Genomic DNA, 23,890 nt, shown 5'->3' on the forward strand with positions numbered 1-23,890 from the left:
GCAACGTTAATGAAAAATACAGTTGATACACCTAAATACCTTTCTTATGTACGTGCTTATTTCTGTAGTAATTCCTACCTATCGCCGGCCGCAACTTCTGGCACGCTGCCTGTCGGCCCTGGCCGCTCAAACACTTAACAATGCATGGTTTGAAATAGTTATTGTATGCGATGGCCCCGATCCGGCCACCACCTCCATTTTAAGTGCCTTCCGTAAAACGGCAGGGATGCAAGCAGAATATATCGTACTGCCCCGGAATTCGGGTCCTGCCGCAGCCCGCAATGCCGGCTGGATGCACGCCCATGGTAAATATATTGCGTTTACAGATGATGATTGCATCCCCGACCCCCAATGGCTTGAAGCGATCCTGAACGCCTTTGAAAGCGGGAAGGGACAGGCCTTCCACGGAAGGGTAAAAGTGCCCATGCCGGAACGGCCTACCGACCATGAATGGAACACCCATCTGCTGGAGGAAGCGCAATTTATTACCGCCAATGCAGCCTGCACCAGGGCTGCCCTGCTAGAGACCGGCGGATTCGACGAACGGTTCCGGATGGCCTGGCGGGAAGACAGTGACCTGGAGTTTGCGTTGCGAGATACCGGCATCACTCCCCGGTTTCTGCCCGATGCACTGGTAGTACACCCGGTACGCACTCCTGGCTGGGGCATCAGCATGAAAGAACAAAAAAAAGCCTTGTACAATGCCCTGCTTTATAAAAAATATCCCCTGTATTACAAAAAGTATATCCGGCAGTTTATACCACCGCTCTATTATATAACCGTTACGGCAGCGCTGGGCAGTTTCCTGTGTTTTCTTCTAAAGATGCACACATGGGCTTATACCTTCCTGCTTATATGGGTCATTTGCCTGGTTGCTTTTACATTTAAACGGCTCCGTCATACCAAACGTTCAGCAGATCATGTACTGGAAATGATCTGTACATCGGTGTGCATCCCCTTCTCCTCCATTTACTGGAACCTGCAGGGCCGCTGGAAATTCAAAGATGTATACACCTTACAAAAGAGCGCATGAATATTGTTGTTTTCAGGGTATTGAAACTGGGCGATCTTCTTTGTACGGTTCCGGCATTCCGGGCCCTGCGGCGGGCATTTCCCAAAGCGCATATCACGCTTTTGGGTATGCCCTGGGCAACGGCTTTCGTAAAAAGATATGCGGCCTATATCGACGCATTCCTTCATTTCCCCGGCTATCCCGGCCTGCCCGAACAGGAGGTGACACCGCGTGCATTCCAGCTTTTTTTTTCAGCCATTAAAAAGAAAAAGATTGACCTTCTTTTACAACTCCAGGGCGATGGTTCGATTGTGAATGACCTGCTGGAACAGTTCGGTGCGCGGCTCCTGGCCGGCTTTTGTGTTCCGGGCGACCATCGTGCTGAGAAAAGAAGTTTTCTTGAATATCCCGATCACCTGCACGAAATTCACCGCCATCTTGCGCTACTGCAACAGCTTTCCATACCCGCTGCCGGCGACGAACTGGAATTCCCCCTGCTTCAGAATGATTTTACGGAATTTGACCGGATTCAACACCTGCTGCCTGCAACCGGTTATTTATGCATCCATCCCGGGGCATCCGTGCCGGAACGACAGTGGCCGCCCCGCTATTTTGCAAAACTTGCAGATCACTTTGCGGCCTTAGGATATCCAATCGTGTTAACTGGTACTGCAGCAGAAAAAACGCTCACGGCAACGGTTGCCGGCATGATGCATGCCCCTGCAATCGATCTGGCCGGCGCCACTACTTTGGGCAGTATGGGCGTATTGCTTAGCCGTGCAGAAGGGCTCGTAACCAATTGTACCGGGGTTTCGCACCTGGCAGCAGCTTTAAAGCTCCGGAGTGTGGTCATCAGCATGGATGGAGCACCACATCGCTGGGGGCCACTGAACCAGCAATTCCACCAAACCATCGACTGGACTACCTGTACCAACTATGACGCCGTGGTTGCAGTAGCCGGGCGGCTCTTCCTTAGCAGCGCCTGAGCAGCAGCCAATACATTCTGGGGTGAAACCGGCGACCCTTTCCAGGAATAATGCCGGTGCATAAATTGCAGGATCTCGTTCCTGCTGCGTTGATTTTCGGGCACGTCAAAAAACAACGTCTCAGCCGGCACCTGCCAGGGTAAATGCTGGGGATTGGTTTTCGCATAAAGCGCCACCACGGGTGTTTGAACCGCTGCCGCCACATGCATCGGCAGCGAATTGATGCTGATTAGAAGTGCACTCTTGCTTATAAGATGAACAAACGCTCCTAATTCCAGTTTACCCGCAAGAGCATAACTACCCGCGCCAATCCGTTGCCGGAGTTCCTTTACTTCCTCCACATCGTCTACGCTGCCGGTAAGCAATAAGGGCATATCCAGGTTCCGGAGCAGGGTAACGCCGATATCTACCCACGCATCTGCCGGCAATTTACGGCGAAGATCGCGCGTTCCGGGATGTAGGACACACCAGCCGCCTGCCGGATCAACGCCCAGTGCTGTAAGTTGTTCTGTTAAATCCTTCTCCGGTGCTGCGGCCGGTTTCAATTGCAATTCCCGGTTCGTTGTATGGGCGCCGATGAAACCCACCAGGTCCAGGTCGCGCTGTACCTGGTGTTTGTCCATACAGCGGAGCGGTTCCGGATCCGGCACCCAATGTGTTAACAAGCGATACGGATTTTCGCGGCAATAGGCCAGTCGCAACGGGATGCCGGCCATATATGCCAGCATTGCCGAAGGAAGCGGGTTCTGGCTGCTAACCGTAAAAATTACGGCCAGATCAAAAGCGCCATCCCGTAAGCACGCTACCAGCTGCAATACCTCCGCTTCTGCGCCGTTATGCTGCACCCAGGGTGCATTAAAAAGCAATACTTCATCAACGAAAGGAATAAGGGGGGCAATGGCCCCTCCCTGTTCAGATGTAAGCAGGGTAATGGAGGCATTGAACGTTTCCTTCAACGCCCGCATGGCAGGTGTACTCATCAGCACATCACCCATATTGTCCGGGCGTATACACAACACTTTCCGGATCGGGATCGGCAACCGCATATCAGGAACCAGTTTTGAGTGCCAGGGATGGGTTAATTTTATGAAGCATACCGGAAGTAGAACGGCCGGGCATTAATGGCAGGATCTGCACCCGGCCGCCTCTTGCTTCCACCAGTGATGCCTCGGGCAGTTTTTCCAGGGAGTAGTCACCACCTTTCACATAAATATCCGGCTCAATCCAATCGATCAGTTCTCTTGCCGTATCATCGCCGGCACTGCCAAACGGAACAATATGGGTCACACATTCCAGCGCGGCCAGCACCGCCTTCCGGTCTGCCAGCGGGTTTACCGGCCGGTGTACTCCTTTCAGCCGTCGCACGCTTTCATCAAAATTAATCCCCACAATCAACACATCCCCCAGTGCCCGCGCCTGCGAAAGATAACTGATATGCCCCCGGTGCAGGATATCGAAACAACCGTTGGTAAACACGATCCGATTTCCCATCGAACGGTAGCACGCCACCAGTGACCGTACCTGCTCCTGAGTTGAAAGCTCCTTGGTTTGCCTTGAGAAAAACGCAGCCAGCTCTGCAGTGGTACAACAACAGGTGCGGCCGGATTGGGCCATACCCACGGCCGCCGCTGCCGATGCTATATCCAGCGCCTGAAGTTCGGGGGCTCCCGAAAGATGCGCAAGCGCAAACGCACTGAAGAATACATCGCCGGCTCCTACCACATTCACCTGCTCACGTTGATACGGCGGGCAATGCCCTATCAATGTGCCCTTATTAAAAACAAAAGCGCCGTCTTTATCCGCCGTCAATGCCAGTATACGGGCATTGGTTAATGCATGCAGCGGCCGGCCTAAAGCGGGTACCTGCTCCATGCGCCCTTCGCTTTTAAACGGCTCCTTTAACAATTGCAGCGCCTCGCCGTAATTGGGTTTTGCAAATGCCGGTTCCAGCTCCCGGAACCATTCCAGTCTTTTTGAATCAACAGCAATATACCTTGGGTATGCTGGTTTCAGTTGCTTAATGAGCGTAATGATCTCTGCTGTTAATGTACCCTTATCGTAATCTGAAATGATGATCGCGTCATGCCTGGGGATTTCCTGCATCAGCACTGATTGAAGCCAGCCGGCCGTTTCCGGAGATACCGGTGCAGCAGTACCGGAATCGAACCGTGCCAGTAACTGCCGGCCTGCCACCAGCCTTGTTTTTAACAGGGTGCGGCGTCCGGGGTCTTTGAATACTTTTACCTGTATCTGCTGATCCTCCAGCATTTTTATGGCCGTTGCGGCTTCCGGGTCTGCTCCTGCCACGCTGCAAAAGGTTACCTGGGCGGAAAGGCAGGAAAAATTAAGCGCAACGTTGGCACTTCCGCCCAGGGCATACTGACGCTGCATGACTTCTACAACCGGCACGGGTCCTTCGGGGCACAGGCGCTGCGTTTCCCCCTGTACATAATGATCCAGGATCAGATCACCGATCACCAGGACCTTCCATTTTTTAAATTGTTCCACTATCTCACTAGGAAAACAGTTCATATGCGATGTTTTTAAGAATAATTGATGTTGCTTCAAAAAGGTCGGGCACCACAAAATCCGGTGTACGGTAAGGGCCCATTTTCCATTCGGTTTCTCCTCCGTTGTCTAAAAGGATGGTCCGGCATCCCGCGCGCTTACCGGCCTCCATATCATCCAGGATATCGCCGATCATCCAGGAATGTTTCAGGCTAATCCGCTCTGCTACTGCGGCTTCCAGGAACATTCCCGGCGAAGGCTTGCGACAATTACAGCTCCGGTTATAAGGAGCAACCGATCCATCCGGATGATGCGGACAATAAAAAACGCTGTCGAATATGGCACCGGCAGCCTTTTCCATAGCCGTAACCGCTGTTTTAAATTCCGCTTCTGAAAAATAGCCCAATGCAATCCCGGGCTGGTTGGTTACCAGTATGATCTTAAATCCACAGGCTCGTACCAGCTTACAAAAGAATGCAGCTCCCTTATTTAATTCGATCCGGTCCGGATCTATATTGTACGGAACATTCTTTATAAAACATCCGTCTTTGTCTATGAATATTGCGCGGTCCATAAATTCATCCGGTTCAGACTCAAACTACTTTTTCCATTCCCATATTGGCATCGGCCGTAATTTCCTGGTAGACTCCTGCCATTTTGCGGGCAATCCGCTCCCAGGTAAACAACGTTTGCACCCTTGCCAGTCCTCTGCTGCCCAGGGTTTTTAAATAACCAGGTTGGCTGCAAAGCTCCAAAACGGCATCGGCAAGAGCATCCGGATCCTCCGGCGGCACCAGCGCCCCGGTTTCTCCCTCCTTCACACTGTAGGTAATGCCTCCCACCCGCGAGCCGATCACCGGTGTTTGACAGGCCATGGCTTCCAACGGCGTAATACCAAAGGGTTCGTACCAGGGAGTGGTTATAAAAATGTCCGCAGCCGAATAATAATACTTGAGTTTCTGTTGCTCCTTCTGTCCTTCAAAACGGATCCATGCTGCTACCCCCAGGTCCGTACCGGTCTTTTTCAGGCGGCTCAGTTCAGTATCCCGGTCCAGATCCTTCAGGTCGCCGCCGACGATCAGGAGGCGGGCGTCCAGGTTCCGGTTCCGCAACACGGCAAGCGCCCGTATAACATTCTCTATTCCTTTCCGCGGCACGATCCTTCCCAGTTGCAAAAGCGTACAATCAGCATCCGGCAGATTCAGGCGCTGCCTGGCTGCCTCTTTCGGAATGCGGTAAAATTCGCTGGTGTTTACTCCACAGGGCACCACCACGATTTTTTCTGCGGGCGCATGATAATGCTGAATCAGATCTTCCCGGTCCTGCGGGCATTCGGCAATGATCCGGTCGGCAAACCGGATGGCATCCCGTTCAATGCGCATGCGCTCGGCCGGAAAGCGGTCGTTGGTTCCCTGGTGCAAACGGCGTATATGCCCCAGGGCATGAAATGTAACAACGAAGGGAATACCCAGGATCATTTTAACTTCCATAGCCACCTGGGCCGACATAAAGAAGTTCGCATGGATCAGTTCATAATTCAGTCCCTGCTGCAGGATAAAATCTACAAGATGACGCCGGAAGCCGTTCATATACGGCAACAGCTGCTCCTTTTCTATGTATTGCTTTGGTCCTGCAGGAATATGCACTACCCGTATGCGGTCGTTACAACGCACTACCTGGGGCATATACGCATGCTCCCACCTTGTAAAAATATCAACCTGATACCCAATCTTCGCCAGTTCCCGGGTCAGTTCCATAACATACACATTCTGGCCACCAGAATCCGTACTTCCCGGCATCGCCAATGGAGATGCATGTTCGCTTATGAATGCGATTCTTTTTTCCATAATTCAAAATTTAACCTTGTAAAAAGGGAGACTTTAATGTGCGTTTCCTTAAGAGTGCGGTTTCAAATACTTCCATCCACCGGCCAATAAACGTATCGATGTCAAAAAGCCGGCGGGCCGTTTCCTGCCCCGCAGTCCCGATCTTCTTTGCCAGTGCAGGATCTTCCAGGAGGCAGCTCATTTTTTCTTTCAGGTATTCCGGATCTGTATGAATAAACCCATTTTTGCCGTTTTCAATGACCGTAACCAGCTCGGTCGTAGCCAGCCCCACCACCGGAACCCCATGCATCATGGCCTCGCAAACGGCCAGCGCCAGGCTGGTGTGGCGCACGGGATGGAACAGGAAACGGTAGTAACTCCGGAACAACGGGAGCTGGGGGTGCAGTACCTCACCAATCCCGTCTTTGCCATTGCCCATGCCCGCCAGATCAATTGGAATGGTCTTTATCATCTGCTGATAAATATCCCATCCCAGGGTACGCCCCCGTTGTTCCAGGTGATTGATCACAACCAGTCCTTTTTGAAGCGTTCCCTTATACGGCACCCCGTAGTCCGTAACACCATGCGGGATTACCGTTACAGGTGTTTGGTGATTGTCCCACATCAGGCGATTAAAATGTGTGACATGTACCAATAAAACATCCGGATCATCTACCCAATGCCGGGTATTGACCGCAGGCCCATGCGGCGTATTGTGCTCCAGGAAAATGCGGGGCAACTTACGTTGGGCAGACGTAAGCAGCTCATACTGATCCTTGAGGTAATTACGGGCCGACTGATAGAGCACCAGGTCAAACTCCATGTCTTTTACGGCTTCGGCCGGAACCTCCTTTACGTTGGCGCCAAATGGAAACGTATTGCCTCTGCCGTAGTAGCCCTCGCCGCCATCCTGTTTAACGGGGATGAAAATTTCAAAAGGACCTTGCGACAGGTAGAAAAGATAACTTCCATGTACATGCCAGGTAAAAATCCGGAACCGGTCTTCTTTTGCGATCATAGGAAACACTTTCCCTTAAATGTTCAAACATGAAGCCATTTCATTACAGCCCTAAGAATGGCCGGATCAGTAGTTATCTGTTGCTTTTTCTGCCCAACTGCTCAATTGATTGGTCATTTTTTTCCTCGGATCAATAAGAAATCAAACTGTTAAAAACAACCCATCGATCCGGAGACTGAACCCAACTCGGCGGTGACCGGCATTAAGGCAGCATTTTTGAGGTGGATCTGAATAAATACCCATTATGCCTGTAGCATCATTAAAAACGCGTCGGAAAAAAACCAAGCCTGTAAAGAGCCGGCAGGATTACGACTCCTTTAAAGAATTCGGCGGCCAGCTTTATACCGGTATGCAGGTTGGCCGGAGTCATAAATGGAATTACGATAAAGGGGTTTGGCAGGAACGGAAAGCAACACCCGATCAATGGGATCTCACTTATTCGGTGATCAAGCGGCGCGCCGGCAAGGCACCAGAGGGCTCCGGCGTTCCGGTAGGCACCGGTTATCACTGGTTCATCTTATCGCACCAGTTCGTGCATAAACTCAATGCCAATGATTACAGCACGGCGATGACGGGAATTAAATTCAAGATTGCACATAAACGGGCAGATAAGGATACGTGGAATATTTCAGAAGCCGCCAAACGGAAGCTGCTGATAAAAATGCTGAAGGCATTTGTCACCAGCCTGGAAAATGAGCCGGAAAAGACTGAAGTGATCCCTCTGAACTTAGAGTTCCAGTCTAAGAAATACCAGGGAAGAGCGGTACCCCTGTTCACCACCTGCGCCAACGGAATCTGCAGGGACCTGGACATCACCTTGAACGACCAGCATTTCGGCATCATCCGCTGCACAAAGAATGGCTGGCGCATGACGGATGTAAAGCCTCAGAAACTGGTAAATACCATTGGGGAGCAGATCGCTCTTTGGTACGAATAATACTTTTATGCGGATTTTTTTATGCTGGTACCTTTACCGGTACCACTTTATAAAATGTGCTTTATCTAAGCGTGTCTTAGCAAGCGATAGCTGAAGCACCCAATGCCGGGCGATTGTCAGCCGGGCCCTCATTCGTTCAGGCGGTTGTAAGGCCTGAACCATCCAGGCATAAAAACACCCATTTATTAACCATGTCGGCCAAGATGTTCGCAAGTATTTGCTTCTCTAACAGAGGGCGTCACCGGACAATTGAGGAAACCAGGAATATAGAACTACGCGACCGCCACCAGTCACCGGATACGTGGAATGCCATAGATTTTGTTATACAGGACATTAAATGGATCAGAGGTTGCTCCATAAAACCGGCTGATTTCACCTGCTGAAGATCGCAGCTCCAGGATCGTGGCATCTTTACCGGATGCTTCATGGTGTCTCAGGCATACTACTTCAAATCGGTCGTTTAAAAAACTGATAAACAGTTTGCCTTCTGCCTGCAAATATTCCAAAAAATACGATGCATCATAATTTGATGCAGTGGAATCTGCAGCATATGTTATTTTAATTCTGCCACGTTTACTTTCAATTGGAACAAGATTAAAACAGATGAAATAATACGAAACGGAAAGATTGTCATTGAGCCAGTGAAAACGAAACAGAAGAAGGTATTGCTCGCTAAACAGCACTACCCGGTATGCGCTTGGTGGTACCGGAAATCTATTATTCATATCCATAAGGCATCAAAACAACGAATATAAGGTTTCCATTTTCTTCTCAGCATGATATATATCATTGTTGGTGTCGCATTTCCGTTTAGCAGTGCTTCCCCCATCAGCGCGTCTGTCAAAAGGTGATAAAGTGCAGTTTTCTGGCATATCCAAAAAATGAACGTCGGAGTAAAGGGCCGCCTTTCTTGAGAATATAATTTATCATTCCTGAAGCCCCGGCTGTTTTGCTTGAATACAGCCCGTGCGGAAAGCGATCACCACAAAATAAAACAGTAGTGCGGATAACAAATCCTGATAAATATCAGGAATATGCATTTTTTGTCTTTACCGGATCCTGCTCGTACCGTTTCCGGTCATGTCGCGCGAAAAACGACAGCCACACACTTTTCGCAATACGCATAAAACAGGCTGCAAACCAACCAGAAAGATCGAATTAAAGCCAAGCCAATACAGCCAACGGTCATCGCGAGCGCGTAACCCGACAATCACCCACCAAGGTAGCAACACTTAACGCATAGGCCAAATAGCCAGCCCCAAAATAAAAGCCTGTTTCAAGCTCAAAGAGCTGTTTACAATCCGGAAAGGCCTGTGCATTTGCAATAAACCCGGCCATGAGATCCTTTCCAAACTGCCCGGCGGTTGTACTTCTTTAATGCAGGGAACAGCTATGTGCAACCATTTTCCTAAGATGATTTGCGCACATACTTCGTAAGAATTACAATAGTTTGTTCATTGATCTTTCCTTCAATTTGCTCCACATTACCGGGAACTAATCGTATTTTTCTAACAATTGTACCTTTGGGAGCCGAAAAATTTGTTCCTTTTACATTCAGGGCCTGTGTCAGCACAACGGTGTCGCCGGTGGTTAATTCGATACCGTTGCTATCCTTATGAAGTTCTTTTTTTTCAAAAGCCGTTAATGCCCAATGGATCACCTGTTCATCCAATTCAACGGAAACGATGATGTCGCGCGCCCATTCCTCTTTTTGATGCCGGTGAAGAATCCGGTAGCTCAATGCTTGCACGCTGGGCTCAACATTCCAGATACTTCCCGCCAGGCACCGCCAGTAATTTTGTGCATGCTCACGTTGAAAGTGATCCAAACAATCATAACATAGGGCCACCTCATTCTCGATGGCATCACTGCTTTTTGGGCTAACGGCGTAAGCAACGGTTGCAGCTCCATTATTACAAAGCTCACAGGTTCCCTCGCAGCGCGACTGTAATTTTGGGGTAATCATTGTACTTATTCGTTTTATTACTTATTCCGTTATGCCTTAACCGATACCAGGCGGTATTTACCGTTCAGCTTTTATCCAGAATTTAAGCCGATTGCTTCTGGAACTTTCCACAACGTGATATCCCCGGGGCATTTCATCCTCAAGACTGTGAAACGTTGCAACGCGTGTACCAATCGGCTTTTGATTCAACTGATGGTACAGATAACGGTTGTAGTAGTTAAATAACTCAAGCGAATAATCGATACTATCATCAATTCGTTCCATTTGATCCAGGTTTTCATAAAAAGAATTGAAGAAATAAAAGTGATCGAAGTTTGTAAAATTTAATTGGGTAAAGTTGGCATGAATAAATGTTACGTTATTACCTCCTAATGCTTCTTTTGCTTTGTTCGCATGCGACAGCAGGTATTTTCGTTGCTCTACGCCAAAAAAATGAGCCCTGGGTGCATAATAGCCCGCCGATAAACAATATTTTCCTACTCCGCAACCAATGTCGAGTATCCGGGCATTGTCTTCTGCGGCCAGGAATTGAGTCGCCTTTACGGCAACTTCCAACGGCGTCCAGTGATACCGGTCCAGTGCCCGGATGGATGGAGGATAGAGTTTATTAAATGCATCGTCAGACTCAAAATAACCTGTAATAGCCTCCTGAAGAGGCTTCTTGCATTCCGTTTCCGTCATCAAATGCATTTCTTTATTGCCGGTCATACAGATCTTCTTTTATATTTTTGACTGTACGCGCTTTCCGGTAACAACCTCGTATTATGTTCTTTCTCCCAGGGCGTTATTACTGCAATCCAGCCCTCGCTTTCAGGGGTGTTTAATAACTGCGCACCATCGAGTGTCTCATTTACTTTAACAATATACCCATCCACCGGCATATGTGCCGTTATCTGGTAATCATTACAGATAATGACCGCCAGCGGTTCTCCTTCCCGCCTGAAACCTGTAAAAGGTTTTACGAATGAAATTTTATCTATTTTCCGGATTCCGATCAATTTAAACCAGCTGACACCTGTTGTCAGGTGGGTTTCATAGAAATCGACCCATTCGTGATCCCGGGTATACCTGCGTTCTTTAACTACATTATCCTCCATATCTTCAAGCTGCCAAAGATCGGGGATGAGCGCCTCCAAATAAATGTTTTTTCTTAGTTAAAAAACTGCGATTTATCAGTTTTAAAATCAACTAAATTTGCGTTGTGAGTATAAAGGGCGTTTTTCCAATAGAACAATGGAATTTCGGAAGTAATTCGATCTTTTCCGGTTTGTGTTTAGACGACCTGGACCTCTTGATGAGGCACCAGCTGGAACAAGTTTATAAAAAAGGAGAAATCATTTTCAGAGAAGGCATGCTTGCGCAGGGGATTTTTTATATTATGAACGGGGTGGTGAAAAAGTTTAAGGGGAATAACCATAACAAAGAACAAATCTTTTACGTTGCTAATGCCGGGGAACTGATTGGGTATCATTCTGTACTTTCCGGGGACCGTTATTTCGATTCTGCGGCGGCCCTGGAAGAAAGCAAAATTATTTTTATACCGAAGGAAGATTTTCTAAATACGTTGCAATCTTCGAAAGATCTGAGTGGCAGATTATTGAAAATCCTTAGCCATGAGTTCGCGGTACTCGTAAACGGGTTAAGCCTCATTAGCCAAAAACCGGTCAGAGAACGCCTTGCGCTTCAACTGATCGTATTGCGGGAAAAATACAAAGTGGATTTTCAGCCCGGCATGCCGGTAGTCATTAATATGAGCCGTGAAGACCTTGCAAACCTCGTTGGCACCGCCACGGAGAACGCTATACGGATATTAACCGAATTTAAAGAAGAAGGGATTCTTGAAACAACAGGCCGGAAAATATTTATTCACGATGTGGCCAAATTAATCAAGATTGCGGATTACAAATAATGAACGTCCCATATTTTAACGAAGTGCTCAAATACCAGAACCTTACCGGCCTTATAACAACGGCAATCGTCTCCTTGTAAAAACAGCAATAACGAACAAGATGGCAATGATGGTATTATCCTTTGGCAAAAGCCGTGGGATCGGTTTTCCGCAGGCCTGAGCGGATCTTTTATATGCCTCTAACTGGCAAGGCTTTTGTTTAGCATTTAATAAAACATGCGATCATGGCAAAGTATTCGAAAAAAGCAGGTGATAAAGTTGAAAAAACCATGCATGAAATGAAAAAAGGCGAACTGAAAAGCGGCAGCGGCAAAAAAGTAACCAGTCGCAGACAGGCCATTGCCATTGGTTTGTCGGAAGCCCGGAAAGAAGGCGCGAAGGTTCCGAAAAAAGCCAGCAGCAAAAAGACTCAAAAAGCCTGATGACCTACTGTGCTTCCGGCTGCTGTTCCCCGGCTCCGGTTTTTGAAGCCGTACCGGTTTCCTGTACCTGAGCCGAAGTACCCGCTGATGACGCATTGTGCCGGCTCCTGTGCTCATTGATTTTACCCGATAGCCGTTGATAGTACCGGTGTAATACTTCCAGCTCATCCTCTGTAAGATCCTCAACGTTTACCATACGGTTGCTGGCTTCCTTGCTGGCCGCAATCAATTCATCCAGCTTCAGCTGCGTAGCCCTTGAATCTTTATTCTGTGTCTTTTGGATCAGGAACACCATCAGGAACGTGATAATGGTTGTACCCGTATTGATCACCAGTTGCCAGGTGTCGGAGTAATGAAACACCGGTCCCAATACCAGCCAGGTCAATACCGTGGCAAAGGCAAAGCCAAATGCCGCAAAACTTCCGGCCCAATAAGTAATGCGGGCTGCAAGCTGTTCAAAAAAATTAATTTTCTTTTTTTTCATGATCCTGTTTTTACTGTATATATGTCCGTTAACTACGTCTGCCATGCATGCGTTTTATGCATCATGTTGCGGCGCCTCCAAAAGAACAGAAACGTTTTAACGAACACCAAATGTTCCAGTCTATGCAGGCTTATCCGGGAGCAACGCATCGATGATCATTTTTGCGGTGTAGGAAATTGTTTGAAGAATGATCGCCTCGGGTGATCCGGCAAATACCATTCGCTCCGAAAAGATCCTGTTCCCGGTCTTCATTCCATAAACAAACATTGTACCGACCGGTTTCTCAGGGGACTCACTACCCCCCGGAGCGGTGAGCCCGGTAACGCCTACATGAATGTCCGCAGGGATCAGCGGTACTAATCCCCGGGTTATGGCTTCGGTTACCGCCTCAGACTCGGGCGTATACGCTTCCACAAGCTTCCCTGGCACATTTAATACAGTTTCCTTCAGGGATGCATCATAACAGACAAACCCTCCCTTTAAAAATTTACCGGCATCCGGCAACAGGGCAAATTCCGCGGTGAGTCGCCCTGCGGTAGCGCTTTCAGCAAATGCGATCGTAAGCTTCCGTTGCAGGAGCCAGTTTCCACATTCATTAAGATACTGATCCGTCATAGACAAAAATTTTAAAACAGCAGGAGTCTAATCCCGGTTTGGCTTGATTTTTTTCCTGTTTTATGCATACAATAAACAATTATAAACATTCAATGCATATCGTATGCTGCGTATTTAAAACCACAAAAAACAACAACTATGACACAAACAAAATCAGGAAGGACCATGTCCACCGGGAAACGTCCGGAGCAACAATCTGCAAATAACGCTCCTGAAATGCAACACAGCGAATTTCACCGGTTCTTTGTAGACGAGCTCAAAGATATTTACTGGGCTGAAAAACATTTGGCAAAATCGCTCCCAAAAATGCAGAAAGCCAGCAATAGTGAGGATCTGGCTGCTGCGTTTGAGAAGCATACAAGGGAAACAGAAACACATGTAACCACACTTGAAAAAGTTTTCGGGCTCCTGAATGAAAAAGCCAGCGCACAAAAATGCGAGGCCATGCAGGGGCTTCTGGAGGAAGCAGAGGCGGTCATTTCCGATACCGAAAGCGATACCTTTACCAGGGATGCAGGGCTCATCCTGGCCGCACAGAAAGTAGAGCACTATGAAATTGCTACTTATGGCACCCTGCATGCTTTTGCAGCGCAAATGGGACACACAGCGGTTGCGAAATTGCTGCAACAAACACTAGACAGTGAAAAAGCAACCGATGTGGCGCTAACCAGTATCGCCGAAAGTTTTGTAAATGAACAGGCCGTGGCTGAATAAAGCTACCGCGCCCCAGCTGTGATTCCAAAAATGGCTGTGTCAGGCTCCGGCTGACGGTTTTTGACACAGCCGTTTTAATTTCAGGAACCGCTACGCCGCATGCGGAAAAACGAACACAATACTGTAGAAATAATTCCTCAAATTACCGGATGTGCATGGTTTTTGATACTTTAGCCATGCAGACATTCCGGGGCATCCTGTTTCAGTAAAAAGAACCACGGAACACTTCCTATACTGAACATTAAACCATTTAACAAATGAAAGCGATATGGACCGGCGCCATTGGTTTTGGCCTTGTAAACATTCCTGTAAAAATGTATGCTGCTACGGAAGAAAGCAGCCTGGATCTCGACATGCTGGATAAAAAAGACCTCAGCAATATCCGTTTTAAACGAGTAAATGAGCATACCGGTAAAGAAGTAGACTGGGAAAACATTGTAAAAGCCTACGATTATGAAGGCAAATACATTGTACTGGATAAGGCTGATTTTGAAAAGGCCATGCCGGAGAAAACCAAATTGCTGACGATTGATCAGTTTGTAAAAGCAGAAGAGATCGATAGTATTCTTTATGAAGCTCCTTACTACCTGGAGCCGCAGAAAGGCGGAGAAGCTGCATATGGCCTTTTAACTGAAGCATTAAAGAAAACAGGAATGGCCGGTGTGGGCACTTTTGTATTGCGCAATAAAGAGGCCCTGGGAGTGTTGCGTTTTTATGAAGACCTGCTGCTTTTTCAACGCATCCGGTATGCACAGGAAGTAAGAGACAGCAAGGAATTAAATATCCCGAAGCGAACGATCAAACCATCGGAACTCAAAATGGCTACGGCATTGATCAGCCAGCTATCCCAATCATTTGATATCAGCGCTTATAAGGATCATTATACCGATGAACTGCTGAAGATCATCCGTTCCAAGGCAAAGGGCAAAAAAATAACCAAGCCCAAAATGAAAGTGGTTTACAACAAATCCAAAGATCTTATGGAGCAATTAAAAGCCAGTCTTGCTGCCTCAAAAACAAAAAAGGTTTCATAAATCTTTTTACAAAACGTCAAACGTTCACCAGTCTTGGCCACATTAAAAAAATACCAGCAGAAACGGGATTTTAAAGAAACCCCGGAACCCAGGGGAACGTCAGCCACCTCGGAAAAACGGGCGCTGCATTTCGTTATACAGCGGCATGCTGCCAGCCGCCTGCATTACGATTTCCGGTTGGAAATGGATGGTGTACTAAAGAGTTGGGCGGTTCCGAAAGGGCCGTCACTTAACCCCACCGACAAACGGCTGGCCATGATGGTGGAAGACCATCCTTACGACTATCAGTACTTTGAAGGCACCATTCCGGAAGGCAACTATGGTGCAGGGGAAGTAGAAATCTGGGATAAGGGCACATACGAAGCCCTGGAAAAACAGCCCCGGAAAAAGGAAGAAACGGTTTTATTGCAAGCCTTAAAAAACGGCTCCCTGAAATTCATCCTGCACGGCCAAAAGCTAAAAGGCGAATTTGCGCTGGTACGAATGAAAAATAACCAGGAAGATAATGCCTGGCTTCTGCTGAAACACAGGGATGCCTATGCTGTTGACACGCCTTATGATGCCGAGGCGCATGTAAAAAAAAAATCAAAAGTAACCACCGCGGTCCTCGAGAAAAAGGCCAAAAAAAATAAGACCATCGCTTCTGCCACCTCCGGGAAACGGCCGGCAGCAGCAACCAACCCAAAAAAATACAGCCGCTTCATAAAACCCATGTTGGCGACCCTGTCTTCCCGGCCATTTAATGATAAGGACTGGATCTTTGAAATAAAATGGGATGGATACCGTGCTATTGCCGAAACCGGGAAAGAGTTCCGGTTCTATTCCCGCAACGGGCTCAACTTTTCGGGAAGGTACCCCGTTCTTGCAGAAGCGTTGCAGCAGCAGGAACAGGACATGATTATAGACGGGGAAATAGTTGCTTACAATGATGCCGGGCTTCCCGATTTCCAGACCCTGCAATACTACGGAGAACACCCCGATGTTCCGATCATCTACCATGTATTTGACCTGCTTTATCTGAACGGGCACCGCACAGAGGAACTGCCGCTGCTGCAGCGGAAAGAACTCCTCAAGCAGGCGCTGGTAGAAAACGATTGGGTACGCTATTGCGATCATATCATGGCAGAGGGCGTCCCATTCTTTAAAATGATTCAAAAGAAAAATCTTGAAGGGATGATCGCCAAACGGTCAGACAGCCATTATGCCGAAGGGAAAAGAAGTGCTGCATGGCTCAAGATTAAGCATCATCATACCGAAGAAGTGGTGATTGCCGGTTATACCGCTCCAAGAGGTTCCAGAAAAAAATTCGGCGCATTGATCCTTGGAAGGTACCAGGATGGAAAGCTTGTATATGCCGGCCATACGGGCACGGGTTTTAACGCCCATTCCCTGAAAGCGCTCTACGAAGCCATGCAGCCGCTTGTAGTGCAACAATCTCCTTTTGAACAACCACCAAAGACCAATATGCCTGCAGTTTGGGTGCGTCCCAAACTGGTTTGTACGATTAAATTCTCCGAGCTCACCAAAGAACATATTTTCCGCCAGCCGGTGTTCCAGGGTCTCCGGGAAGACAAAGCGGCAACAGAAGTGGTGATTCCTGAAAACGAAAATACCATGACAGATAAAACAACGGTTAAGAAAAAGCCGGCATCCTCAAGGGCTGTTGCTTCCGGGGAAAAAGAAACGATTATAAAAGCCAACGGCAAAGCCGTAAAACTCTCCAACCCGCAAAAAGTGTACTGGCCGGAAGAAGGCTATACAAAGAGCGACCTGGTCGATTATTACAACCGGATTGCGCCGTTCATACTTCCCTATCTTAAAGATCGCCCCGAAAGCCTGAACCGTTTCCCGGACGGTATTTTGGGGGAAAGCTTTTATCAAAAAGACGCCGGGGCCGCGGTGCCCGGCTGGATCACAACCGTTCCCATCTATTCGGAAAGCAACCATAAAGAAATCAATTATGTGGTATGCAATGACCGGGCCTCAATGCTTTACCTGGCCAACCTGGGTTGTATTGAGCTGAACCCCTGGAACAGTACCACCAAAAAGCCAAACGCGCCTACATATATGATCATGGACATTGACCCTTCTGAAAAAAACACTTTTGAACAGGTAATTGAAGCCACCCTTGCAGTGAAACAGGTACTGGATGATTGCGGAGCGATTTCTTTTTGCAAGACCTCCGGTTCCACCGGTCTGCATGTATACATTCCAATGGGCAATCAATACGAGTACGAACAGGTAAAAGATTTTGCACACCTCATTGCTATGCAGGTAACAGGCCTGCTGCCGGAAACCACAACCCTGGAGCGAAACCTGAAAAAAAGAGGCAATAAAAAAATATATATCGACTACCTGCAAAACCGGAGGGGTCAAACCGTTGCCTGTGCCTACAGCGTGCGGCCAAGGCCGGGGGCCACTGTATCGACCCCATTGCGCTGGGAAGAGGTAAGGCCAGGGCTGGATCCGCGCCGGTTTACAATAAAAAACATACACCGGCGCCTGGAACAGAACGGCGACCTGTTCCGCCCTGTTTTGGGCAAGGGCATCAACATGCTGCAATGCATCAAAAAGCTTTCGGGTTAAAAACGGGGCAGTTCTAAATTTGGCGCAATACTTGAAAATCTTAATGAAGGGGCTATTCCTTCTTACCATTCTAAAGAAACGCCATGCACAATACACGAAACAAGATCCGGGAAATGGAAGCGCTGAATGACCTGATACAGATCCATGCAGATAAAATTGAAATTTATGAAAAATGCAGGCAATACTGCGCCGGATGTTACCTGGCTGAATTTGTAGAAGACCTGGTGCAGCAAGGGCACTATTTCATCTGGCTCATGAGTTCCTATCTGCGTAAAACAAATGCGGGAGAGCCCGATTTCGTAAACCGCAGTGTTTACCGTGCCTGGCACGAGCTCCGGGCGCTTTATGCCGTTCACAAAACAACGGGCTTACTGGCCGCATTTGAATATAATGAGGATGCTACCATAAGGGCATATGAGATCGTGCTGGCCGATCTCGCCCCGGATCATGAACTAAAGCAAATCCTGCATCACCAGAAACAGATCCTCATCGATAATCAACGCCATATCCGTCGTATGCAGGATCCACCAGGTCAATATGCCTACCCTTAACCTGGTTAGCAACTACTCAGGGATTCTTTTGAGGCGGAATAAACAGCACTACGATCACACCAAAAAACAACACGAAAAAGAACACCCTGCAAACCATTGCCAGGTCTGGGTTCACCAGCCTTCCAAATGCGGGAACCGCCATCAGAAAAGCGCCCAGCAAAAAAAATACTGCCAAACGTTGCATAAAAAATATAAAGAAGGACCTCGTCCGTCTGCCGCAGCAGACCTCGCGGGTCCTGTTTGTTTTAAAAGACTTCAAAACTACCAGCGGCTTTCGCGGGCTCAACGATGCCAGTGTACCGGTACCTCCATCAACGAACCGTGTCCGTGCTTCCCAGGCTACCGGGTTTGCATACATGCTCCCTATCAGTGTTTCAGCAGGCTGTCTACCTGCTGTGCATGCTGCAGGTGCGTTTCTAACACCGGTAGCTTTCCCTTAGCCCATTGCACCAGGTTTTGATCAGCGCCTTTATCTGTATAATGCCGGAACGCATCTACATCTTCCTGGTGATCCGCTACCATCAGTTTGATGTATTCTTTGTCAAAAGCAGCGCCTTTCAGATCGCGGAGCCGGTCGTATTTCCGCTTCATCCCCTCACTGAGAGAATCAGGCAATGAAATATTTTTTTGTGCAGCCAACGCCTTTAATTCACTATTGGCTGCCGAATGATCCTTTTCCATCATCCGGCCAAAATCTTTTACTTCCTGCCGTTGGCCATTACGCTGCGCCAGTTGGCCCAGCTCCACTTCCATCCGTCCGCCATCAGCGGCCGTTACCGCAAAATCCGCATCTTTTTCAAGTGTTGCTGTAGACGGATTGGCCGTGTCGCTTTTGTTAAATTTGACTTCATTGGAGTCTTGTGCGGCCTTCCTGCTGTCAGGCCCCGTATTACAGGCCGTGGCGATGGCGCCCAGCACCATTACCACGCATACCAAAAGGGAAAAAATAGACTGTTTCATACCTATCATTTTTAAATCGTTCTGTAATCAGATTCACTCCGGCCGCTCCCTACCCGGCCAGCGGAGCTCCTACTCTGCGCCTGCCCCGCGATCCGGCCGTCTTCGAACCAGCGAACGGTACCAGCCCGTAAGCCGGTCCTTTCTCCTCCGGCCTCCGGATCCGTCCAATATTATTTGCTGATCAATTACTGTTTCAGAACGTCTGTCTGCACCGGCTGCATCTGGTTCCGGTACGGCTACCCGCGGGTTCGCGGCCGTTTTAAAAAAATACCATTTGTTCATAGTTTAGGGTTTTTTCATTTAGAAAATCCGGCAGCTTAGCCGTTAATAATTTCTCCACCGTTGGGATGCAGTACCTGGCCGGTCATAAAACTGGCGTCATCACTGGCCAGGAATACATAACAGGGCGCAATTTCATTCGGTTCGCCCGCCCGTTCCATTGGCACATCATTACCAAAGGAGGCTACCTTTTCTTTATCAAATGAAGCTACGATCAAAGGGGTCCAGACGGGTCCGGGTGCCACTGCATTTACGCGGATTCCCTTTTTTACCAGGTTACCGGCAAGGCTCCTGGTGAAAGCCACAATGGCGCCCTTTGTAGCTGCGTAATCTAATAAGTGGGGGCTGCCCCTGTAAGCAGTCACCGAAGTGGTGTTGACAATGGCAGCTCCCTTTTTCATATAGCCTACTGCATATTTCGACATCCAGAAACAGGAAAAAAAATTGGTGTGGAACGTTTGCAGCAACTGTTCGGTACTGATCCCTTCAATAGAGGACTGTTCCCACTGTGTGCCCGCATTGTTCACCAAAATATCCAATTCACCGAATAGCTGTACTGTTTCTTTCACAGTTTGCTGGCAGGCTGCCTCTTTACTAAGATCTGCTTTAATGAGCCGGCAGGTACCTCCAAGGGTTGTAATCTGGTTTTGAGTATACACGGCGTCTTCATCTTCATTCAGATAAGCTACCGCCACACGAGCCCCTTCCTTTGCAAACAGCAGAGCAACCGCCCTCCCGATACCGCTGTCGCCGCCGGTGATCAAGGCTGTTTTGCCCGCCAGCTTTCCGTCCGCATAGGGCTTCGGATCACTCTGGGGACGCGGCTGCATTTCATTTTCAATACCCGGCTTTGCCTGTACCTGGCCCGGCCGCAGTTTTTCTTCCTTTTCGTTTTCCATATTGTTGTTTTATATCCGTTAAACAAGAACGCCCAACCCGGATGAAGACCATCCGCAAACCCCGTATAGCCACCAACCGGCGGGTTGTCTTTTTAAAAGACGTTCCTTTATCATGCCCTACATCAGTGCTGTAAACCGGTACCCGCTTTTAAGCAATACAGCCCGGCGTTAACGACGGCCTGTGGACTTTCTTCCGGATCCGCCGTTGCCGGCATGAGCGGCCTGTCCTCCTTTTCTTGCAATACGTGTGCGTTGTTGTTTACTCATGGCTGCAAATCCCTGCCTTGAGCCCCCCCCGGAGGAAGACCTGTTTCCACTCCGATCTTTTCCGGAGCCGGAAGACCGGCTGCTGCTGCTTTTGCGGGTACCGGTATCCTCATTCTCCACATTCGCTTCCATGTCCTCTTCCTCACCTTCGTGACCGGCACTGACTTCATAATCATCGTACTCATCTTCATATTCTGAGAAATCATCGTCATATTCATCCTCTTCATTCGCATCTTCAAACCCATGTTTATAGCCCAGTTTGTAGATCTCTTCAAAAACCGAACTCTCCGGCTGATGCCGTTTTGCACCTCGTGCTTCCTGCTTTGCTTTCATAATACAATTTTTAGGTTTAACAATAGATTCCAACGCTTTAACCAAAACGAAACAATCAATGCGCCAATACCCGTTTCAGCGCTCTTTAAACCCCGGAGTGACACAGGAAGCGATCTTTTTCGGCCGTGGTACAAACGCATGGAATGCACAGAACACGCGGATCCTGGAACACAAGGAACCGTTCCGGCGGGGAAAACCGGCGCGATTAAATCTTTTTGTTAAATTACCGGGGATAACTTCTGCCCTTCCGTTTTACCGGAAGCAGGAAAATATCGCAACACTCATTGAGGAAAAACCGCCTCAACCCCTGCCATCCGGGCTATTGCCCGGTTTTATCCGGAACAACCTTCCGGGTGGCACCGGATAATAAGGCTGTATATTTAACCGTGAAGCGGCCGGTGCTTACAAGAGTATACCGTTCGGTTACGGCCGTTCAAATCAACACAAACGGCTGAAACGGGTAGCAGGACTGCTCCGCTTCGGAGATGAAACGGATATTCTACATGGGATCTTCAGGAACCAAGGGCAGGTACTTACCGGTTGATTACACGCATTTGGTCTATATCAAAGCGGTCGTTTGAAAACGAAACGGAGAAATGCTTTACATAGTTTGCAAATACGTCCATGTCCAGGATGCCTTTAAACTTTTTAACCGGCAGCTCTCCGCGGGTTTCCGGTTGCTCACCGGCGGCATGTGCGTATAAGGTTATGGTAAGATGTTCTTTACCGAAAGCCACTTTGATGGATACGGGAACAAAGCGTTGGGGGTTGTAATTGGGAAATATGGCAGTTAAAAACGCATCCTGCCCGCTTTTCAGGTCAAGCGACGCATATCCCACCAGGTCATGCTCGCTTGATTCAAAAGGTTGTTCCTTCATGTAAATCTTTTATCATTTTTAATAATCGGGACTACCGCTGGCAGGCTGCCCGCAGATTACCGCATCGCTGGCTGCGGGGTATGCAGAACCCGTAGCGGAGGAAGTCAATCTTTATCTTGCAAATAATCATGCCGCTTTCCCTAGGGCGACAGTAGTCATTGCATCGTGTAGCATTTAATGCCCGTTATGGGGATTTTTTTCCACAGATTTTTAAATTAAACAGCAACCGGCATTGGATTTTGTTCTGTTTTAAAATAGTTAAAAGCCACCACTGTATGTTTTTTTACAGATACCTCAATGTAAAAATCAAAAACCTGGTACCGTGTATAAAGCACTTCATCTTCCCATCTTTCTGAAACAAACCGGGCGTTCCATAAAATACGAAGCTGCTCTGCTTCGCTTTCCTGAAGAAATTGTTCGAGTGTCATAAGGCTGTTTTGTGGTTTAGATGTTATAAAGAAGGCAGTGCGCGTCAGCCGGCAATAAGCCCGGGCATTTTATGCATACGCCTTTTATAAAAAACGCCCGCCAACGCACCAGCTGCTATCACTACACCAAGTCCGATCTTCAGATACCGGCTCAGTTTCATCTTTATATGCGGTGCCTGTTTCTGTATTTCATTGACCTCTTTTATAAACCGGGCAATACGCTCTTCCGCATAGGGGCCATAGGCGTCCAGTAAAGTACCTTTGGCCCCGTCCTGCGTTCGCATCAGGTATAGAATGGAATTATCGGCCGGATCGCTTTCTCCCTCAAACCGGTAAAAGTTTTCTATGGTCACCTCATCCGGACCATATATTTTTCCGGCACCGCTATAGGATAGTCCTTCTTCGGTAATGAAAAAATCATGAGTATACCCGGTTTTAACTGCATTCTGAATGCATTCGCTGATGGTATTCATTTCCTGGGATGACGATTCTCTGTTCATAGCTGGCCATTTACCTTTGTTGTTGCAAAAATGTTGCCGCACGCGAGCTCATGGCCGCCGGACTCTTTTGATATCAGGAAGCAAATCCGAGCGAGCAGTTATCAGCGGTACAAAAACCGCCGGAAGCCGCAAAAACCCGCTAACCAGGACAATCGTCAATCTGGAAAGGTATCTTCAAGGGGAGAACAACAGGCTGTGGCATATGGCCGGCTGAAGTATCCGTGCAAGCAGGGAAAAGCGATGGTTGTCACCCTTATCCGGGAGATATTTCTTCCGGACAAAGATACAAAAATGGCCTGCGTTTAGTTATTATATCTTGCTGTTGTAACTGTTGACCCGCCGCTATTTTTTATCATTTTTAATATCCGGTGATTTCTGGTGTAACGATTTTTTTCAAACACGTTTACCATCGCTAGTCCTGTAGCTCCTCCCGCAGGGTTTTTAAACCACTGAGTAGATCCGGATGTCCGGATGCTGTTGCAGGCAGGGCTCCAGGGCCAGCACCACATTTTTATTAAACAGATCACTTAACAGGTATTCCTGTGCATCCGCATAGGTTTCAAATCCATGAAGCACCTGCACACCCTCGGCATGCAGCAATAACTCCTTCGATACCGCTCCCTTTACCGTTTGAAGAAACGGCGCGCGGTATTGGTGATACACTTTAGTAGCGCTTTCCCGGTCTGCCGGGTGAATATGCATGCAAATCTGTAAATATGCCTTTATCATCGTGAATCGGTTTAAATATGTACCATGCAAAGGTGTGTCGCCTGCAACA

30 protein-coding genes are annotated in these 23,890 nt (G+C 48.2%); 10 read left to right on the forward strand and 20 right to left on the reverse strand.

The annotated features are described in order from the left end of the window. Positions 1-46 precede the first annotated feature (46 nt). Together LL912_RS05975 and LL912_RS05980 are read left to right on the forward strand one after the other, a co-directional pair. Positions 47-1,033 (forward strand): glycosyltransferase family 2 protein, encoded by a 987-nt coding sequence (locus tag LL912_RS05975; RefSeq protein WP_235552667.1) that lies wholly within the window; start codon positions 47-49, stop codon positions 1,031-1,033. Then, on the forward strand, positions 1,030-1,998 hold the full coding sequence (locus LL912_RS05980; protein WP_235552668.1) for a glycosyltransferase family 9 protein: 969 nt from the start codon (positions 1,030-1,032) through the stop codon (positions 1,996-1,998). The genes LL912_RS05975 and LL912_RS05980 overlap by 4 nt, the downstream gene beginning before the upstream one ends. Here the strand turns inward: LL912_RS05980 and LL912_RS05985 are convergent. The 5 genes from LL912_RS05985 to LL912_RS06005 are packed head-to-tail and all read right to left on the reverse strand — an operon-like array spanning position 1,947 to position 7,350. Beyond that, complete coding sequence (locus LL912_RS05985; RefSeq protein WP_235552669.1) at positions 1,947-3,044, reverse strand: glycosyltransferase family 9 protein; 1,098 nt, start codon at positions 3,042-3,044, stop codon at positions 1,947-1,949. The two genes, LL912_RS05980 and LL912_RS05985, sit on opposite strands and share 52 nt — an antisense overlap. Before the next feature lies 1 nt (position 3,045). Further along, positions 3,046-4,530 carry a PfkB family carbohydrate kinase gene (locus tag LL912_RS05990; RefSeq protein WP_235552670.1) on the reverse strand — a complete coding sequence of 495 codons (1,485 nt, stop codon included), beginning with the start codon at positions 4,528-4,530 and terminating at the stop codon, positions 3,046-3,048. Further along, a complete protein-coding gene (locus tag LL912_RS05995) occupies positions 4,514-5,080 on the reverse strand; it encodes a D-glycero-alpha-D-manno-heptose-1,7-bisphosphate 7-phosphatase (protein WP_235552671.1) in 567 nt (188 codons plus the stop codon). The genes LL912_RS05990 and LL912_RS05995 overlap by 17 nt, the downstream gene beginning before the upstream one ends. Positions 5,081-5,099: 19 nt before the next feature. After that, complete coding sequence (locus LL912_RS06000) at positions 5,100-6,353, reverse strand: glycosyltransferase (protein WP_235552672.1); 1,254 nt, start codon at positions 6,351-6,353, stop codon at positions 5,100-5,102. 10 nt (positions 6,354-6,363) lie between these two features. After that, entirely contained in the window at positions 6,364-7,350 is a 987-nt protein-coding gene (locus LL912_RS06005) for a glycosyltransferase (protein ID WP_235552673.1), read from the reverse strand. Between the two features lie 244 nt (positions 7,351-7,594). Between LL912_RS06005 and LL912_RS06010 the strand changes: the two genes are divergently transcribed. Further along, entirely contained in the window at positions 7,595-8,287 is a 693-nt protein-coding gene (locus LL912_RS06010; RefSeq protein WP_235552674.1) for a hypothetical protein, read from the forward strand. A gap of 290 nt (positions 8,288-8,577) precedes the next feature. Here the strand turns inward: LL912_RS06010 and LL912_RS06015 are convergent, their stop codons facing one another. The 4 genes from LL912_RS06015 to LL912_RS06030 form a co-directional block, all read right to left on the reverse strand. Further along, the gene (locus tag LL912_RS06015) at positions 8,578-9,012 is read right to left on the reverse strand and encodes a hypothetical protein (RefSeq protein ID WP_235552675.1); all 435 of its coding nucleotides are present in this window, start codon (positions 9,010-9,012) and stop codon (positions 8,578-8,580) included. Between the two features lie 683 nt (positions 9,013-9,695). Continuing rightward, positions 9,696-10,253 (reverse strand): alkylphosphonate utilization protein, encoded by a 558-nt coding sequence (locus tag LL912_RS06020; protein WP_235552676.1) that lies wholly within the window; start codon positions 10,251-10,253, stop codon positions 9,696-9,698. A gap of 57 nt (positions 10,254-10,310) precedes the next feature. After that, positions 10,311-10,961, reverse strand: coding sequence for a class I SAM-dependent methyltransferase (locus LL912_RS06025; protein ID WP_235552677.1), 651 nt, complete (start codon positions 10,959-10,961; stop codon positions 10,311-10,313). Beyond that, complete coding sequence (locus LL912_RS06030) at positions 10,958-11,389, reverse strand: glycine cleavage system protein H (protein ID WP_235552678.1); 432 nt, start codon at positions 11,387-11,389, stop codon at positions 10,958-10,960. Before LL912_RS06030 ends, LL912_RS06025 begins: the two co-directional genes overlap by 4 nt. A gap of 65 nt (positions 11,390-11,454) precedes the next feature. Here LL912_RS06030 and LL912_RS06035 point away from each other — a divergent pair, with 65 nt between their 5' ends. Both LL912_RS06035 and LL912_RS06040 read left to right on the forward strand, forming a co-directional pair. Further along, positions 11,455-12,162, forward strand: coding sequence for a Crp/Fnr family transcriptional regulator (locus LL912_RS06035; protein ID WP_235552679.1), 708 nt, complete (start codon positions 11,455-11,457; stop codon positions 12,160-12,162). 224 nt (positions 12,163-12,386) lie between these two features. Further along, complete coding sequence (locus LL912_RS06040) at positions 12,387-12,584, forward strand: DUF6496 domain-containing protein (RefSeq protein WP_235552680.1); 198 nt, start codon at positions 12,387-12,389, stop codon at positions 12,582-12,584. 4 nt (positions 12,585-12,588) lie between these two features. Here the strand turns inward: LL912_RS06040 and LL912_RS06045 are convergent, their stop codons facing one another. After that, positions 12,589-13,068 (reverse strand): low affinity iron permease family protein, encoded by a 480-nt coding sequence (locus LL912_RS06045; protein ID WP_235552681.1) that lies wholly within the window; start codon positions 13,066-13,068, stop codon positions 12,589-12,591. A gap of 120 nt (positions 13,069-13,188) precedes the next feature. Next, on the reverse strand, positions 13,189-13,683 hold the full coding sequence (locus tag LL912_RS06050; protein WP_235552682.1) for a CinA family protein: 495 nt from the start codon (positions 13,681-13,683) through the stop codon (positions 13,189-13,191). A 138-nt stretch (positions 13,684-13,821) separates the two neighbouring features. Between LL912_RS06050 and LL912_RS06055 the strand changes: the two genes are divergently transcribed. The 4 genes from LL912_RS06055 to LL912_RS06070 all read left to right on the forward strand — a co-directional run bounded on the left by LL912_RS06055 (position 13,822) and on the right by LL912_RS06070 (position 18,568). Then, entirely contained in the window at positions 13,822-14,397 is a 576-nt protein-coding gene (locus tag LL912_RS06055; RefSeq protein WP_235552683.1) for a YciE/YciF ferroxidase family protein, read from the forward strand. Positions 14,398-14,654: 257 nt separating this feature from the next. Next, the gene (gene ku, locus LL912_RS06060; protein ID WP_235552684.1) at positions 14,655-15,431 is read left to right on the forward strand and encodes a non-homologous end joining protein Ku; all 777 of its coding nucleotides are present in this window, start codon (positions 14,655-14,657) and stop codon (positions 15,429-15,431) included. Between the two features lie 33 nt (positions 15,432-15,464). Then, positions 15,465-18,017 carry a DNA ligase D gene (gene ligD / locus LL912_RS06065; RefSeq protein ID WP_235552685.1) on the forward strand — a complete coding sequence of 851 codons (2,553 nt, stop codon included), beginning with the start codon at positions 15,465-15,467 and terminating at the stop codon, positions 18,015-18,017. Between the two features lie 83 nt (positions 18,018-18,100). After that, positions 18,101-18,568 carry a DUF2383 domain-containing protein gene (locus LL912_RS06070; RefSeq protein ID WP_235552686.1) on the forward strand — a complete coding sequence of 156 codons (468 nt, stop codon included), beginning with the start codon at positions 18,101-18,103 and terminating at the stop codon, positions 18,566-18,568. Positions 18,569-18,584: 16 nt separating this feature from the next. On the opposite strand, the gene LL912_RS06075 is transcribed toward LL912_RS06070, so the two are convergent. The 5 genes from LL912_RS06075 to LL912_RS06095 all read right to left on the reverse strand — a co-directional run bounded on the left by LL912_RS06075 (position 18,585) and on the right by LL912_RS06095 (position 21,306). Beyond that, positions 18,585-18,752 carry a hypothetical protein gene (locus tag LL912_RS06075; protein ID WP_235552687.1) on the reverse strand — a complete coding sequence of 56 codons (168 nt, stop codon included), beginning with the start codon at positions 18,750-18,752 and terminating at the stop codon, positions 18,585-18,587. Between the two features lie 182 nt (positions 18,753-18,934). Beyond that, complete coding sequence (locus LL912_RS06080) at positions 18,935-19,528, reverse strand: DUF4142 domain-containing protein (RefSeq protein WP_235552688.1); 594 nt, start codon at positions 19,526-19,528, stop codon at positions 18,935-18,937. 69 nt (positions 19,529-19,597) lie between these two features. Next, the gene (locus tag LL912_RS06085) at positions 19,598-19,810 is read right to left on the reverse strand and encodes a hypothetical protein (protein ID WP_235552689.1); all 213 of its coding nucleotides are present in this window, start codon (positions 19,808-19,810) and stop codon (positions 19,598-19,600) included. Positions 19,811-19,845: 35 nt separating this feature from the next. Then, complete coding sequence (locus LL912_RS06090; RefSeq protein WP_235552690.1) at positions 19,846-20,706, reverse strand: glucose 1-dehydrogenase; 861 nt, start codon at positions 20,704-20,706, stop codon at positions 19,846-19,848. Between the two features lie 168 nt (positions 20,707-20,874). Beyond that, positions 20,875-21,306: a KGG domain-containing protein gene (locus LL912_RS06095; protein ID WP_235552691.1), complete on the reverse strand. Its 432-nt coding sequence runs from the start codon at positions 21,304-21,306 to the stop codon at positions 20,875-20,877. 58 nt (positions 21,307-21,364) lie between these two features. Between LL912_RS06095 and LL912_RS06100 the strand changes: the two genes are divergently transcribed. Continuing rightward, complete coding sequence (locus LL912_RS06100) at positions 21,365-21,673, forward strand: hypothetical protein (RefSeq protein WP_235552692.1); 309 nt, start codon at positions 21,365-21,367, stop codon at positions 21,671-21,673. 166 nt (positions 21,674-21,839) lie between these two features. On the opposite strand, the gene LL912_RS06105 is transcribed toward LL912_RS06100, so the two are convergent. The 4 genes from LL912_RS06105 to LL912_RS06120 all read right to left on the reverse strand — a co-directional run bounded on the left by LL912_RS06105 (position 21,840) and on the right by LL912_RS06120 (position 23,841). Continuing rightward, positions 21,840-22,184, reverse strand: a complete 345-nt coding sequence (locus LL912_RS06105; protein WP_235552693.1) for a hypothetical protein — start codon at positions 22,182-22,184, stop codon at positions 21,840-21,842. Between the two features lie 215 nt (positions 22,185-22,399). Beyond that, positions 22,400-22,612: a hypothetical protein gene (locus tag LL912_RS06110; RefSeq protein WP_235552694.1), complete on the reverse strand. Its 213-nt coding sequence runs from the start codon at positions 22,610-22,612 to the stop codon at positions 22,400-22,402. 44 nt (positions 22,613-22,656) lie between these two features. Further along, a complete protein-coding gene (locus LL912_RS06115; protein WP_235552695.1) occupies positions 22,657-23,112 on the reverse strand; it encodes a hypothetical protein in 456 nt (151 codons plus the stop codon). Positions 23,113-23,553: 441 nt separating this feature from the next. Next, positions 23,554-23,841: a hypothetical protein gene (locus LL912_RS06120; protein ID WP_235552696.1), complete on the reverse strand. Its 288-nt coding sequence runs from the start codon at positions 23,839-23,841 to the stop codon at positions 23,554-23,556. Positions 23,842-23,890: the final 49 nt, after the last annotated feature.

The organism is Niabella agricola (assembly GCF_021538615.1).
GTDB classification, from domain to species: domain Bacteria; phylum Bacteroidota; class Bacteroidia; order Chitinophagales; family Chitinophagaceae; genus Niabella; species Niabella agricola.